General features: G+C 65.8%; 16 protein-coding genes. 7 read left to right on the plus strand and 9 right to left on the minus strand.

The window, feature by feature from the left end; all coding sequences use genetic code 11:
- Positions 1-98 precede the first annotated feature (98 nt).
- Both H1S04_RS16135 and H1S04_RS16140 read left to right on the plus strand, forming a co-directional pair.
- Positions 99-425 carry a hypothetical protein gene (locus tag H1S04_RS16135; protein WP_181746538.1) on the plus strand — a complete coding sequence of 109 codons (327 nt, stop codon included), beginning with the start codon at positions 99-101 and terminating at the stop codon, positions 423-425.
- Positions 422-595: a hypothetical protein gene (locus tag H1S04_RS16140; RefSeq protein WP_181746539.1), complete on the plus strand. Its 174-nt coding sequence runs from the start codon at positions 422-424 to the stop codon at positions 593-595. Before H1S04_RS16135 ends, H1S04_RS16140 begins: the two co-directional genes overlap by 4 nt.
- Positions 596-704: 109 nt before the next feature.
- On the opposite strand, the gene pheT is transcribed toward H1S04_RS16140, so the two are convergent.
- Together pheT and H1S04_RS16150 are read right to left on the minus strand one after the other, a co-directional pair.
- Positions 705-3110: a phenylalanine--tRNA ligase subunit beta gene (pheT, locus tag H1S04_RS16145; protein WP_181746540.1), complete on the minus strand. Its 2406-nt coding sequence runs from the start codon at positions 3108-3110 to the stop codon at positions 705-707.
- A gap of 104 nt (positions 3111-3214) precedes the next feature.
- On the minus strand, positions 3215-4567 hold the full coding sequence (locus tag H1S04_RS16150; protein WP_181746541.1) for a sodium:alanine symporter family protein: 1353 nt from the start codon (positions 4565-4567) through the stop codon (positions 3215-3217).
- Between the two features lie 78 nt (positions 4568-4645).
- Between H1S04_RS16150 and H1S04_RS16155 the strand changes: the two genes are divergently transcribed.
- A complete protein-coding gene (locus H1S04_RS16155) occupies positions 4646-4900 on the plus strand; it encodes a hypothetical protein (RefSeq protein WP_181746542.1) in 255 nt (84 codons plus the stop codon).
- Here H1S04_RS16155 and H1S04_RS16160 read toward each other — a convergent pair.
- The 7 genes from H1S04_RS16160 to H1S04_RS16190 form a co-directional block, all read right to left on the minus strand.
- The gene (locus tag H1S04_RS16160) at positions 4897-5343 is read right to left on the minus strand and encodes a DUF6173 family protein (RefSeq protein ID WP_181746543.1); all 447 of its coding nucleotides are present in this window, start codon (positions 5341-5343) and stop codon (positions 4897-4899) included. The two genes, H1S04_RS16155 and H1S04_RS16160, sit on opposite strands and share 4 nt — an antisense overlap.
- Before the next feature lie 68 nt (positions 5344-5411).
- Positions 5412-5891: a hypothetical protein gene (locus H1S04_RS16165; protein ID WP_181746544.1), complete on the minus strand. Its 480-nt coding sequence runs from the start codon at positions 5889-5891 to the stop codon at positions 5412-5414.
- 133 nt (positions 5892-6024) lie between these two features.
- Entirely contained in the window at positions 6025-6699 is a 675-nt protein-coding gene (locus H1S04_RS16170) for a hypothetical protein (protein ID WP_181746545.1), read from the minus strand.
- Positions 6696-7778, minus strand: coding sequence for a phenylalanine--tRNA ligase subunit alpha (pheS, locus tag H1S04_RS16175; RefSeq protein WP_181746546.1), 1083 nt, complete (start codon positions 7776-7778; stop codon positions 6696-6698). Before pheS ends, H1S04_RS16170 begins: the two co-directional genes overlap by 4 nt.
- Before the next feature lie 129 nt (positions 7779-7907).
- A complete protein-coding gene (locus H1S04_RS16180) occupies positions 7908-9344 on the minus strand; it encodes a sodium:alanine symporter family protein (protein WP_255435658.1) in 1437 nt (478 codons plus the stop codon).
- A 297-nt stretch (positions 9345-9641) separates the two neighbouring features.
- Positions 9642-10745: a pyridoxal phosphate-dependent aminotransferase gene (locus H1S04_RS16185; RefSeq protein WP_181746547.1), complete on the minus strand. Its 1104-nt coding sequence runs from the start codon at positions 10743-10745 to the stop codon at positions 9642-9644.
- The gene (locus H1S04_RS16190) at positions 10742-11746 is read right to left on the minus strand and encodes a zinc-ribbon domain-containing protein (protein ID WP_181746548.1); all 1005 of its coding nucleotides are present in this window, start codon (positions 11744-11746) and stop codon (positions 10742-10744) included. Before H1S04_RS16190 ends, H1S04_RS16185 begins: the two co-directional genes overlap by 4 nt.
- Positions 11747-11871: 125 nt before the next feature.
- Between H1S04_RS16190 and H1S04_RS16195 the strand changes: the two genes are divergently transcribed.
- The 4 genes from H1S04_RS16195 to H1S04_RS16210 all read left to right on the plus strand — a co-directional run bounded on the left by H1S04_RS16195 (position 11872) and on the right by H1S04_RS16210 (position 14677).
- Positions 11872-12549, plus strand: coding sequence for a cell division ATP-binding protein FtsE (locus H1S04_RS16195; protein WP_181746549.1), 678 nt, complete (start codon positions 11872-11874; stop codon positions 12547-12549).
- Positions 12546-13472, plus strand: coding sequence for an ABC transporter permease (locus H1S04_RS16200; RefSeq protein WP_181746550.1), 927 nt, complete (start codon positions 12546-12548; stop codon positions 13470-13472). The genes H1S04_RS16195 and H1S04_RS16200 overlap by 4 nt, the downstream gene beginning before the upstream one ends.
- Positions 13469-14302: a 1-acyl-sn-glycerol-3-phosphate acyltransferase gene (locus H1S04_RS16205; protein WP_181746551.1), complete on the plus strand. Its 834-nt coding sequence runs from the start codon at positions 13469-13471 to the stop codon at positions 14300-14302. The genes H1S04_RS16200 and H1S04_RS16205 overlap by 4 nt, the downstream gene beginning before the upstream one ends.
- Positions 14303-14392: 90 nt before the next feature.
- Positions 14393-14677 (plus strand): hypothetical protein, encoded by a 285-nt coding sequence (locus H1S04_RS16210; RefSeq protein ID WP_181746552.1) that lies wholly within the window; start codon positions 14393-14395, stop codon positions 14675-14677.
- Positions 14678-14804 lie beyond the last annotated feature (127 nt).

Here is a 14804-nt window from a genome sequence, read left to right on the forward strand (position 1 = left end):
GGGCGCTTTGAGTCCATTGCGAGCGGTGCCACCCGCAGATCGCCGGGCGCAAGCAACCGATGGCGCAGCGCGGATGCGAAAACTCATGTTTCTGGTGATTGTGGCTGCCGTGGCTGGCTGCAAACCTGAAGCGCATCACGCAGATTGATGTCGAAGGTGGTGCCACTGTTGCCATGATGATCAGCCCGTTGTTCAGCCTGCATAGCGACAGGCATCGCAAGCTGTCGATTGAGACGCCCACGGGAAGGCGGGTGAATGATCCTGTCGAGGATACCGGCTGGTGGAGGGGACGTAATCTTTATCGCCACGCATCCGGCATTTATGTCCTGTATGAGGGGCAGGCAGGTTGTGTCCTTCGCCGCGGCTTGCCGCATGAACTGGTCAAAAATTCCGCCATTTCTGCGATAAAGCCGATCAGACCATGAATAACGACGCGGTCAGGGCTGGTAACGCGACGGGAGGATTCCCAGCGTCAGGATTCTACGCCGAATTCCAATATATCGGTCAATTCGTGCAAACACCGCAGGGGCGGGAAGCGATCAGCTTCATCGGCGCGGACGAACGCCCTGAGGCCGAACTGCCCAACATACCGTAAGCCTCGCGCCGCACTGCCCAGATCGCCGAGCCCATGGCCCTGCTGCCCCCGTCAAAGAAAAAAAGCCCCGCGAAATCTCGCGGGGCTTTTTATCTGAATCAGCGAACACTCAGCCGCGCAGCACGCCGCCGGTGGCCTTCGCAACCTTTTCAACAATCTTCGCACTGACCGCCTCAATCTCGGCATCGGTCAGGGTCTTGTCGCGCGGCTGCAACCGGGCGGTGATGGCGATGGACTTCTTGCCGGCGCCCATCTGCGATTCCGCCTTGTCACCGCTGAACTGGTCGAAGACCCGCACGCTGTCGATCAGCGCCTTGTCGGCGCCGGCGGCAGCGTTCACCAGCGTCAGCGCCTCGACGCCCTTGTCCACGACGAAAGCGAAGTCACGTTCGACCGGTTGCAGGCTGGACGCATTCAGCGCGGGCCGCGTGGTCACGCTGGCCTTGGGCAGCGGCACGTTCGGGATGTGGATGGTGAAGGCCACGGCCGGCCCCTTCACATCCAGCGCCCGCAAAACCTTGGGGTGGACCTCGCCGAAGGTCGCCAGCCGGTTCGGGCCCAACTGGATATTGCCCGCGCGGCCGGGATGCCACCAGCCGTCCAGCTTGCGGTCGATCTGCACCTTGGCGGGCGCGCCGATGGCCTGCAGGATCGCCTCGGCATCGGCCTTGGCGTCGTAAATGTCCACCGGACGGCGCGAGCCGTAGGGGTCGCGCGGCGCGGTGCTGCCGACCAGCAGCCCGGTCAGGCGCAGCGCCTGCTGCCCCGGCTCGCCGCCCGAGAAGACCGGCCCGCATTCGAACAGCGCCAGATCGGCGAAGCCGCGCGCCTGATTGCGCGCCGCCGCCGCCAGCAGGCCCGGCAGCAGGTCGGGGCGCAGATGCGTCATCTCGCTGCTGATCGGGTTGTCGATCCGCACCGCCTCATCCCCGCCGCCGAACAGTTCCGCCGCCGGCTGGTCGATGAAGCTGTAGGTGACGCATTCGTTGTAACCCAGCGCTGCCGCCAGCCGCCGCGCCGTGCTTTCGCGGCGCTGCAGGGGCGTCAGCACCGGCTGCGGCACACCCGCACGCGGGCGCGGCAAGGGCGTGCCGACCAGCTGGGTCAGACTGGCGATGCGGGCGATTTCCTCGATCAGGTCGGCCTCGCCCTGCACATCGGGGCGCCAGCTGGGCACATGGGCCATGTCGCCGTCCATGCGGAAGCCCAGATTTTGCAGCGTGTCGCGCTGAACGTCGGCGTCGATCTCCATCCCCACCAGGCTGACGACACGCTGGGTGTCCAGCCGATAGGCGCGGGAATGATCCGGCACCTCGCCCGCCACGACGATATGCGAGGGCTCGCCGCCGCAGAGATCCAGCACCATCTGCGTCGCCAGTTCCAGCCCCTGCAGGGTGAATTCGGGGTCGATGCCGCGTTCGAAGCGGTAACGCGCGTCCGAATTGATCTTCAGCGCCCGGCCGGTCGCCGCGACGGCGATCGGGTCGAAGAACGCCGCTTCGATGAAGACTTCGGTGGTCTCGTCCGACGACCCCGAGGCCGCACCGCCCATGACGCCGGCGATGGATTCGATGGCCCGGGCATCGGTGATGACCACCGCGCCCTCGGGCAGCGTATAGGTCTTGTCGTCCAGTGCCACGACGGTTTCGCCCGGCCGTGCGGCACGCAGGTTCAGATCGCCCGAGACCTTGGCCGCATCGAAGACATGCAGCGGGCGGTTCAGGTCATAGGTGAAGAAATTGGTGATATCGACCAGCGTGTTGATCGGTCGCAGCCCGATGGCGCGCAGGCGTTTCTGCAGCCAGTCGGGCGACGGGCCGTTCTTGACCCCGCGCACCACCCGGCCGGCGAAGAAGGGCGCTTTCGCCAGCACCTCGGCATCGATGGTGACGTCGATCGGGCTGTCGAAACGGCCTTCGATCTCCACCTCGCGCAGGGGCTTCAGCGTGCCGAGCCCCCGCGCCGCCAGATCGCGTGCCACACCGCGCACGCCAAGCGCATCGGGGCGGTTGGGGGTGATCTTGATATGGATCATCGGGTCGATCTTCTCGGGCGCGTTCTCGGCCAGCCAGTCGACGAAACGCTGGCCGACCTCGCCCGAGGGCAGCTCGATGATGCCGTTATGCTCGTCCGACAGTTCCAGCTCGCGTTCGGAGGCCATCATGCCGTGGCTTTCGATGCCGCGGATCTTGCCGACGCCCAGCGTAGTGTCGATGCCCGGCACGTAATCGCCGGGCTTGGCAAGCACGCCGATGATCCCGGTCCGGGCATTGGGCGCGCCGCAGACGATCTGCTTTTCGCCCTCGTCCGTATCGACCTTCAGCACACGCAGCCGGTCGGCATCGGGATGCGGCTCGGCATGGGTCACACGTGCCAGCGTGAAACTGCCCAGCCTGGCGGCGGGATCGACGACCTCCTCGACCTCGAGACCCAGATCGGTCAGCGCCTCGGTGATCTCGGTGACCGAGGCATCCGTGTCGAGATGGTCCTTCAGCCAGGACAGGGTGAATTTCATGGCACACCTTCATGTCAGCACCCGCCCTTGCGGGGGCGGGTGAGGGGTTTGTGGTTCTTCAATCCAACAGAGGCCGGGGCGTCAAGCCCCGCGCGCCGAAAACCTCAGTCGTTGCGGTGCTTGGCCAGATATTCGCGGGTCAGCATCAGCACCACCGGCGTCAGCACCAGAAGCGAGATCAGGTTCGGGATCGCCATCAGCGCATTCAGCGTATCGGCGACCAGCCAGGCGAAATCGAGGCTGACCACCGTGCCCACGAAGACCGAGACGGTCCACAGGACGCGGAACGGGGTTTCGATCTTGCTGCCGAACAGGAATTCCCAGCATTTCTCGCCGTAGAAGGCCCAGCCGAGGATGGTGGTGAAGGCGAAGACCGCCAGCAGCAGCGCGAGGATTTCCTTGCCCACGCCCGGCATGGCGGATTCGAAAGCCGCAGCCGACAGCGCCGCGCCGGATTCGCCGCTGGTCCAGACCCCGGTGACCATGATCGCCAGCGCGGTCATGGTGCAGATGACAATGGTGTCGATGAAGGTGCCCATCATTCCGATCATGCCGGAATAGACCGGATCGCGGGTGGCCCCCGCCGCCTGCGCGATGCCGGCGGTGCCCAGGCCCGCCTCGTTCGAGAAGATGCCGCGGGCGACGCCGCGCTGGATCCCCATCATGACGGTCGCGCCCAGAAAGCCGCCCGTTGCCGCCGTCGGCGTGAAGGCCGAGGTGATGATGGTCATCAGCGCCCCCGGCAGCGCCGAAAAGTTCAGCGCCAGCACGATCAGCACGGCAATGATATAGCAGACGGCCATCGCCGGAACCAGTTTCTCGGCCACCGCGCCGATGCGGCGGATGCCGCCCAGCACCACCGCCCCGGTCAGGCCGGCCAGCACCAGCCCCACCGCCCAACGCGGCAGGCCGAAGGCGGTCTCCATCGCCTCGGCGATCGAGTTCGACTGCACCATATTACCGATCCCGAAGCCCGCGAGGCCGCCGAAGATTGCGAATGCCACCGCCAGCCAGCCCCAGCGCGGCCCGAGGCCGTTCTTGATCGCATACATCGGGCCGCCGACATGTTCGCCCTGATCGTCCTTCTGTCGGTAATGGACGGCGACGACCACCTCGGCATATTTGGTGGCCATGCCGACGAAAGCGGTCATCCACATCCAGAAGACCGCGCCGGGGCCGCCAAGCGCGATGGCCGTGGCCACGCCCGCGATATTGCCGGTGCCGATGGTGGCCGACAGCGCCGTCATCAGCGCGGCGAAGGGCGTGATCTCGCCTTCCGCCATGTCATCGGCCTTGCGGCTTTTGGCGATCATGCGGAAGCCATAGCCGATCTTGCGCAGCGGCAGCCAGTTCAGCCGGATCTGCAGATAAAGCCCGGTCCCCAGGATCAGCACGATCATCGGCACGCCCCAGACGATGCCGTTCAGCCAGCTGACAAAATTTTGGATGGTGTCCATCGCTGTCCCTCACGTTTTCGTTAAGCTATGCAGACCCGGCGCCGCTTGTCGAGGGCACCGCCCATCCGAGAGCCCGACATGCACCCCGAAACTTACGAAGCCACCATCGTCATCCTGACCGCAATCGCCATGTGTGGCGGCGCGGGCATGCTGTGGCTGTGGTCCGACCGGTCGGCCAAGGCGGCGCGGCTGATCGGCGGATTATGGCTGGTTCTGGTGCTGGCCGGGCTGATCCTCGGCTGGCCGTGGAATATCGGCGTCGCGGCGGCGACCGCAATGGCAGCGCTTTTCCTCTATGCGGTCTGGGAACGCTCTGACGACTGGCGGCGCTAGATCTTGGCCTGAAAGCCGATCCTGTAGGGCGGCTGTTCCGCCACCGGCGGCACCGCAACCAGCATGAAATTCAGTTGTGAAACATGCTGCAGCACCGCCACCTGCGCGCGGCCGTCCAGCAGCCCGTAAAATTCGATGATATTGGGATTGCGATAGCCCATGCCGCGCACATGGACGGCGCGCTCGGCCCCGAAATTGGCCAGTTGGATGCCCAGTTCGTGATCCTTGGGCAGGTTTTCCTGAAAATCCTTCACGCGGGCGATGAGGTGGTTGAACACTTCCTCGGCCGCATGAAGCGTGGCCTGATCGGCGGCGTCTTCCTGCGGCCAGAGGTCTTCGGAAATCGCCGGAACCGGAGACATGATCGCAGGCGGCGTTTCCACCTTCACCGGCTTGGGTTCGGCCTTTTTCGCCTTGGACTTCGATTTCGGCGACTTGGTCATAGTGCGCTGCCCCCCTTCCGGTTTTCCGGCAGCATGCACGGATCGCCCCAAAAGGGAAAGGCGCGGGCCTAGAACAGCATCCCGAAAATCGCGAAGGTCAGGAACACCGCCGCAATCGCCATGAAGCCCCCGCGCCGCGCCGGGCGGCTGAAATAGGCCAGGGCCCCAAAGCACAGCGCGTAGATCAGCGCCCAGCTTTTCACCAGCCACAGCGCCATATTCACCAGCCCGAGCGCCGCCAAAGCATATCCCGCCAGCGCCAGCGCCCCCATCCCGCAGGCCACGAGCATCCCGTTCAGCAGCAGGGTTTCCTCGGCATGGGCACTGTTCCAGCGCCGCCCGCCCGAGAGGACGCCGCGCGACAGCACGATCACCGTCAGCGCCAGAAACAGCAGGCAGGTGATGACCAGCAGCGGCAGCAGATAGGTGGTGGTCGCCGGGGCCGCGCCCGGCGCCTGCCGCGCGCTGACCAGTGCCAGCAGGCCCAGCGTGACGATAAAAGTCGTGAAATAGCCGATCAGATTGAGCCTGGCCGTATCGTTCCCCACCGCGTTTCCCCCCCCAGCGCGCTTTGTCGCAGACTAGCCGAGGATGGGGGCTGCGGTCATGTTGAAAGATCGTGAGGTGGGGGGTTATCAGGGGGGCCTACGGCAGTGCGTGCGAGCACGCACTCCACGCTCACTAAAGCCGATGAAGCTCCCGCTGGGCCCGAATATCACCAATCACATAATCAATTTGAGAGAATGCCGCGGAAATATCCTGCGCCAAGCAGTCACGAACCATCAAAACTCCCATCGGAGCTGCGACCGCAAGTAAGGCTTGGGTCATATGGTCCTTACTTTCATAAACTTCTTGAATACTGCGCCCAATAAGCCGTTCATTTGCTAACTTTACCTGTGTTATCAGGCTTTCAATCTTGTCAGCTGCGTCCTCGATAAACGATTCCTCAATGGAATAGGCAAGTTCACGTGCGATCCGCCGAAACTCTTCTATATCGGCTGTAGCGCTTCGATAGTTATCTCGACGCTGCTGAAAGCTTGGTGGATCGGTCCAGCGATCATCTCCAGCAGGAGCTTCTGGAAGTAGCGTCCGGTTAGCCTTCAGGAGACGCTGCAATCTTGCCGAATACCCTGCAAGTGCTTCGGCAAGTTGAAGCTGCGCCGGGGAATACAGGGGACCGACAGGCACATTGAAGTTAACAACCTGCGATTGCTGCGCCACTTGGCTTATCGTCTTTTCCTTAGTCATCTGAATGTCGGCACGGTCTGAAATAGACCGTCTTCGAATGCTGAGGAAAATAGTAATAACCACTCCTACAATAGTAGCAATCGCCCCAATCGCTCCCCAATCAATCAACGCGACAACCCGCCCGCCACGCTCGGCACATCACCCGCAGCAAAGCCGTAATGGCGCAGCCAGCGCAGGTCGCTTTCGAAGAAGGCGCGCAGGTCGGGGATGCCGTATTTCAGCATGGCAATCCGGTCGATGCCCATGCCGAAGGCGAAGCCCTGCCAGACATTCGGGTCCACGCCTGCCGCTTCCAGCACCTTCGGATGCACCATGCCGGACCCCAGAATCTCCAGCCAGCTGTCGCCTTGGCCGATCTTCAGGGTGCCACCCTCCCAGCTGCAACGGATGTCGACCTCGGCGGAGGGTTCGGTGAAGGGGAAGTGGCTGGCGCGGAAGCGCAGCTCGACCTCATCCACCTCGAAGAAGGCGCGGCAGAATTCCTCCAGCGTCCATTTCAGGTTCGCCATCGAGATGCCTTGCCCGATGGTCAGCCCCTCGACCTGATGGAACATCGGTGTGTGGGTCTGGTCCATGTCCATGCGGTAGACGCGGCCCGGCGCGATCACCCGGATCGGCGCACCCTGATCCTGCATCGCCCGGATCTGCACCGGCGAGGTATGGGTGCGCAGCACATGCGGCGGGCGTGGATCGCCTGCCGCGCGGGCCATGAAGAAGGTGTCGTGTTCCTGCCGGGCCGGGTGTTCGGGCGGGATGTTCAGCGCGTCGAAGTTGAACCAGTCGCTTTCGACCTGCGGACCCTCGGCCACCGAAAACCCCATATCGGCGAAGATGGCGGTGACTTCCTCGGTCACCTGGCTGACCGGGTGGATGGTGCCCGCGGGACGCGGACGGCCCGGCAGGGTCACGTCCAGCCATTCCTCACGCAGGCGGGCATCCAGCGCCGCATCCTCCAGCGCGACCTTCTTGCCGCGCAGTGCCGCGTCGATTTCGTCGCGCAGCCGGTTCAGCGCGGCGCCGGTGGTCTGACGCTCCTCCGGCGACATCTGGCCCAGTTCGCGCATCTTCAGGCTGATCTCGCCCTTCTTGCCAAGGGCGGCAAGGCGCACCTCCTCCAGGGCATTGGCGTCAGAGGCATCGGCCACACGGGCCAGATAGGTAGAGCGAAGCGTGTCGAGATCGGTCATCGGCGGTCATCCTGCGTTATGCGGGCGGCTTAGCATGGGATCGGGGATGGGGAAAGTGGGGGGAATATGCGATGGCCCACGCCGGATCAGGCGCGGGTCATCGGGATCATCCTCGTGATGAGGAGAAGCTTAATTCCAGATCTCGTGGTTCACGCCCGGCGCGATGTCGGGGTGCTTGTCGATATGGAAACGCGGCTCGATCCCGGCCTTGCGCTGGGACAGGTAATCGCGGGTCAGGATCACCACCGTGCCCGACAGAAGCACGATCGCCACAAGGTTGATCGTCGCCATCAGCCCCATCGACGCATCGGCAAAGTCGAACACCGTCTGAACCGCCTGCACCGCGCCCCAGATGACCATGCCCATCACCGCCAGCCGCAGCACCAGAATGCCGCTGCGGCCACCGCCCAGATAGACGACGGCGTTCTCCGCATAGGAATAGTTCCCGATGATCGAGGTGAAGGCAAAGAAGAAGATCGCCACCGCCACGAACAGCGGCCCGAAGCTGCCGAAATGGTCGAACAGCGCTGCCTGGGTCAGGTTCACCCCGGTCAGGTCCTTGGACGGGATCACATCGGCCAGCAGGATCATCACCGCCGTCGCCGTGCAGACCAGAATGGTGTCGATGAACACACCCAGCGCCTGCACGAAGCCCTGGCTCGACGGGTGGTGCGGCGCGGGCGTGGCCACGGCGGCGATATTGGGAGCAGAGCCCATGCCGGCCTCGTTGGAAAACAGACCGCGCTTGACGCCGTTCAGCATCGCGGCGGTCACCGCACCTGCCACCCCGCCCACGGTCTCCTGCAGGCCGAAGGCGTTCAGCACGATCCCGCTGAGGATTCCCGGCACCCGGTCGATGTTCAGGATCATCACGATGATCGCCGCCAGCAGGTAAGCACCGGCCATGAAGGGCACGACATATTCCGCCACCCGCGCGATCTGCGGGATGCCGCCAAAGATGATCACCCCGGTCAGCGCGGCGAGGGCAACGCCGACGATCAGCTTGGTCATGCCGACACTCTCCGCGCCAATGCCGAAGGCGGTGGCGGCAGCTTCGGCGATGGAGTTCGCCTGCACGGCGTTGAAGACCAGCCCGAAGGCGATGATCAGCGCGACCGAGAAGACCGCCGCCATTGCCGGCATCCCCAACCCGCGCGAGATATAGGCCGCGGGACCGCCGCGATACATCCCGTCCGGGCCGTGGGTCTTGTAAAGCTGCGCCAGCGTCGACTCGGCGTAAGCGGTGGCCATGCCCAGAAGCGCCACCACCCACATCCAGAAGATCGCGCCCGGCCCCCCCAGCGTCAGCGCCACGGCGACGCCGGCGATATTGCCGGTGCCGACACGGCTGGCCAGCGACACCGTCAGCGCCTGAAAGGGCGATATCCCGTCCTTGTCCCCCGTATCGGAGCCGGTGACGCAGCGCAGCATCTCGCGGAAATGGAGGATCTGGATAAAGCCCAGCCGCAGGGTGAAATAGATCCCCACGGCGAGCAGACCGTAGATCAGCACATAGCCCCAGAAGATATCGTTCAGAAAACCAATGATCTGGTTCAGAAAATCCATCTTGTTCCCTTTCATCCCGGCCTGCCCCGAGAACATTCCGTCAAGGTTAACATTCCCGTGATCCGCGGCAAAGGGCGAAGGCCCGGCGCAGATGCGGCTATTCGCTGATGCCGGCCCGAGGCGGCCGGACAGCCCGTGCCCCACAGCGGATTGCACCCACAGGCATTCCCCCTGAATCGGGGGACGGGTAACGGCTCACCAGCCCGAACGCAAGCCGCGCAGGGCCGAAACCCTGCCGCGAAAGGCCAATGTTTTCCATGATGTGCAGCGCATCCGGCTGGCCCGGAAACGGTCCTCTCAGCCTGCGCGGGCGGTCGCCAATGCCTCGGGCAGGATGGCGGCGAAGGCGTCCAGCTCGTCCTCGGGGCCGCAGGAAATGCGGATGCAGCGGTCCAGCGGCGCGACGCCGGGCATGCGCGCGAAGATGCCGGCGCGGTCCAGCCCTGACAGCACGGCACGGGCGAAAGCCCCGTCCCGTCCGCAATCGATGGCGACGAAATTGGTGGCCGAAGGCAAGGCGGCCAACCCGTTTTCCGCCGCTATCGTGGTGATCCGCGCGCGGGCGCGAGCGACCTCGGCGCGGATATGGGCCAGCCAGTCCTGATCGCCCAGCGCCGCCAATGCGCCCGCCTGCGCCATCTTGTTGACCCCGAAATGGTTGCGGATGCGGTCAAAACCCGCGATCAGCGGAGCCGCCCCGAGCGCATAGCCGATCCGCGCCCCAGCCATCCCGTAAGCCTTTGAAAACGTGCGCAGGCGAATGACCCGAGGATCCGCCGCGTCGATCCGGGGAATGGCGTCATCTGGGGCGAATTCGGCATAGGCCTCGTCCAGAACCAGCAGCGCGCCGTCAGGGATGCCATCCAGCATCGCCTCGATCACGGCACCCGCGTGCCAGCTGCCCATCGGATTGTCGGGATTGGCGAGATAGATCAGCCGCGCCTGCGTTTCGGCGGCGCGGGCCAGCAGCGCCTCGGGGTCCTCGCGATCGTCGCGGTAAGGCACCTTGGCCAGCACCCCGCCAAAACCGGCAACGTGATAGTTGAAGGTCGGATAGGCCCCTTCCGAAGTCACCACCGTCTCGCCGGGTGCCACCAGAAGTCGCACCAGAAGACCCAGAATGCCGTCGATCCCCTCGCCGATCAGGATCTGGTCGGGGGCGACGTCGTGATGCGCGGCCAGGGCGTTGCGCAGGTCGTGGTTGTCGGGATCGCCGTATTTCCAGGCCTCGGCGGCGGCACGGGCCATCGCCGCGATGGCGCGGGGCGAGGGGCCGAAGCCGTTCTCGTTCGCGCCCAGCCGGGCGACATAGGGCGCGCCCCGGCGACGCTCCAGCGTTTCCGGGCCGGTGAAGGGCACCGTTGGCGGCAAGGATTCGGGGAGCGGGGCAAAGCGCATCATTCGGCCTTCTCATTCTGGCCGACCAGCGACCGGGCGACATCCTGCAGCCCCGCACGCGCCGCGTCGATCCCGGCCACGGCCGCGACGACCGGCGACGGCGCGCCGCCCGTGCCCACCCAGGCCGTGCCCGCGACATAGGCCAGCAGCAAGGCCGCAACGACCGAAAGCGCGCGCGAAAAACCCGCGCGGTAACCGTCCGGCGCGAACTGCGCGACGGTGGGTGCAGGTGCAGGGGAGACCGTCGGCGGGTCCGCAGGCGGGGGCAACTGGGTTTGCAGGGTCGCGGCCAGCCGTTCGGCATCGGGTAGCATCTTGACGCTGCGCCGGCGCGGCACGGGCGGCAGCGCCGGGGGAGGGGCAATCACCGGGGCCGGCATCTCGGTCGGGGTCGCGGCAAGTGTATCCTCAGCCAGCGGACGCGACGGGGCCTTGGCGAGGATCGGCGTCGGGCGCAGACCCCGTGCCGGAACCGGGGTCGCGGGTTGCCGGCGGGTGATGACGCGCGGCTGCGAATCGTCGGGCGCGGTCACGGTGGTCGCCGGCCAATCGGCCGCAGGGGGCCCCACTGCCGTCAGCGCCGGATCGGCAGGTTTCGGCTTGGCGGGTTTCGGCTTGGCGCCAGGTTTGGGGGCGTCCGGCGGTCGCGCGTCGGCCACCGGCGAATCAGCGGGCGCGAGCGGGGGAGGCGGGGAATCCTCCAGCGGCACACCGCGCCGGGCGGACAGTTCGCGGGCGGTTTCCTCGCGCAGAATCGACAACACGTCATCGGGCAGCGGCCGGCGCAGCGCCGGGGCCGCGCCCAGATCGACGGCCGGGGCGGCAGAAGCGGATTTCGGGGCCGGGGGGCGCAGATCGCCGGCCAGTCCCCGCATTTCGCGGATATCCGCCGGTTGATGCCAGACATGCCCGCAGGCGGAACATTCGACCTCGCGCCCCTCGGGCGGGATCATCGCACTGGAAACGTCATACAGCGCGTTGCATTGGGGGCAAATCAGCCGCATGTGAAGTCCTGTCAAAAGCTGCGCCGTTTCTGGCAATCCTGCGCGGGCTGTTCTATCAACTGGGCGCCCGGCTTCCAAGCGCTGCGGCATGACAAGATACCGAGACCGATCCCGTGGAGGCCGCTTTGATCGAAATGCAGGACGTGTCCTTTGGCTATCGTGGCGGCGGCGCCTTGCTGTCGAACATCACGCTCAGCCTGCCTGCGGGATCGTTTCACTTCCTGACCGGGCCGTCCGGCTCGGGCAAGACCACCTTCCTTCGGCTCTGCTATGCCGATCTGCTGCCCAGCGGCGGCCATCTGACTGCCTTCGGCCATGACGTGGCCAACCTGTCGCGCGACGGCATCGCCATGCTGCGCCGCAAGGTGGGGGTGCTGCACCAGGACGCGCAATTTCTGGACCATCTGCCGGTGGCGGAAAACATCGCGCTGCCGCTGACCGTGGCGGGCCAACCCGTCGACATGAAGGCGCTGAAGGATCTGCTGGGCTGGGTCGCCATGACCAACCATGCCCGCGCCCTGCCCCCGGCGCTGTCGGGGGGCGAGCGTCAGCGCGCGGCGCTTGCCCGCGCCGTCATCATGTCGCCCGATTTCGTGCTCGCGGACGAGCCGACGGGCAATCTCGACTGGGACATGTCCATGCGTCTGCTGCAATTGCTGGTCGAGCTGAACCGCTCGGGCAAGACCATCCTGATCGCAACCCATGACATGGACCTGATCCGCGCCGCGCGCCAGATGGACGTGCAGGCAAGGGTGCTGCGGATTTCCGGGCGGCGGGTGCAACTGGCGGGGGCAGACCTATGAGAGGCGATCTTCGGCATGTCGACTGGCGCAGCCTGTGGCGCGGGCTGATCGGGCGCGACGGCAGCGTGGCGGGGCGGATCGTGCCCTCGACCGGATTCACCGCCCAGTTGACGCTGCTGACGGCGGGGGCGATGGCCTTTCTGGCGGTCTTCGCCCTGGCCTTGTCCTTCGCGACCGGGCGGCTGGCCGATCGCTGGTCGCAATCGCTGGCGCAGACGGTCACGGTGCGCATCTCGGCCCCGGCTGATGAAATCGAATCGCAGACCGGCATCGTCATGGCTATCCTGAAGCAGACCCCCGGCATCGCCGAGGCCCGCATGATTCCCGAGGAGGAGGTCGAGCAGCTGCTGGCGCCGTGGTTCGGCCCCGATGTCCCGGTCGAGGCACTGCCGGTCCCGCGCCTGATCGAGGTCACCGAATCGGATGACGGCTTCGACGCCGAAGGCCTCAGCCTGCGACTGACCGCCGAAGCGCCCGGCGCGGTCCTTGACGACCATACCCGCTGGCGCCAGCCGCTGATCTCGGCGGCGAGGCGGCTGCGCTTTCTCGGCCTCATCTCGCTGGCGCTGATCGCCGGGGCGGGCGGCGCGATGATGGCGCTGGCGGCCCAAAGCTCGCTGGCGGCGAATGGGCAGGTGATCCGGGTGCTGCGCCTGATCGGCGCGCGCGATGTGACCATCGCGCAGGCTTTCGTGCGGCGTTTCACCCGCCGCGCCGGGGCCGGCGCGCTTGGTGGCACGCTTCTGGGAATGCTGGCCATCGCGTTCCTGCCCAATATGGAGCAGGCTGGCGGCTTCCTGACCGGCCTTGGCTTCCAGGGCTGGGGCTGGCTGTGGCCGCTGCTGATCCCGATCGTGGCGGCGGGCGTGGGCTTCTTCGCCACCCGCTGGGCGGCGCTGCGCATGTTGCGGGCGGTGCCATGACCGGGCCGCTGCTGACCGCGGCCGAGGCCGCCCGACTGGCGCCCAGACCGGGGCGGACCGGTCCTTTCAGCTATGTCCGGGCGCTCACCTATTACGTCCATATCGCGCTGGCGACGCTGGTGCTCGGGCTGTGGGGGCTGACCCAACGCAGCAAGGGCCGCAAGGGCGCGAACCGGGTCGCGACCAGCTGGATCGACTATATGCTGCGCGCCGCGCGCTGGCATATGGGCGTCGCGGTGGAGCTGCGCGGCACCCCTCCGGCCCGCGGCACTGATGCGCTGATTGCCGCCAAGCATCAGAGTTTCCTTGATATTCTGGCCATCGCCTGCGCCGCCGGACGACGCAATTTCGTCATGAAGCGCGAAATCATGCGCGTGCCGATCATGGGCTGGTATGCGCGCGAGGTCGGCTCGATCCCGATTGACCGGGCGCGCGGGCGCGACGCCATGGGGCAGATCGTCTCGACCGTCCGGGCGCGCATGGACACCCCGGACGGGCTGGGCCACCTGATTATCTACCCCGAGGGCACCCGTACCAAACCGGGCGAGCATCGCCCCTACAAGCACGGGATCGGCACGCTGCATGCCGAAACCGGCCTGCCGGTCTGGCCCGTCGCGGTCAATTGCGGGCTGTTCTGGCCGAAGGGCGGCATGCCCATCGCCAGCGGCCGCGCGGTGATCGAATTCCTGCCCCCCATGCAGGCCGAACCGGGCGAGAGCCGCGACGCCTTCATCACCCGCCTGCGCGACGCGATCGAGACCCGCAGCGATGCGCTGATGGCCGAGGCGGGGTTCCAAGCCGGCGAAACCCACATCCCAGATACCGCATAAACAGCATTTGCGGGGGGGTTTGTTCATTCATATCATGGGCTTCACGCCGATCGCGATTCGCGGTCCCATTCGAACACAGGAACGAGTAAAATGTACTTGAAGCCCGCCCTCGCTGTCGTCGCCATCGCAACACTGTCCGCCTGCTCGATCAGCCCGAAGGATTACGAAACCACCCCGGTCATCGCCGACTCGGCCATGGGTCCGGTGATCTGTCAGATCTACACCCATGAACAGGTGACCTGGGACCGCTCGATCAAGCGGCCGGAAAAGATGGACACCGAGACCGCGGATAATCTGTGCCGCGCCGAAGGCAAGCGGATCATGGAAGGGGGCACCCCGAAATATGTGCCCACCACCGCGGCCGCCCCCGTCTGAGCGCTGCGCTAGGCATTCACCGGGATTCGGGCCGCAGCATCGCGCTGCGGCCCGTCCTCTTTGGCGTTCAGGGATAAACCTGATCCAGCAGATTCGCGGCCAGCAGCGCGCCGGGCGTGACGATGGC

This window comes from Paracoccus sp. S1E-3, from assembly GCF_013868135.1.
Taxonomy (GTDB): domain Bacteria; phylum Pseudomonadota; class Alphaproteobacteria; order Rhodobacterales; family Rhodobacteraceae; genus Paracoccus.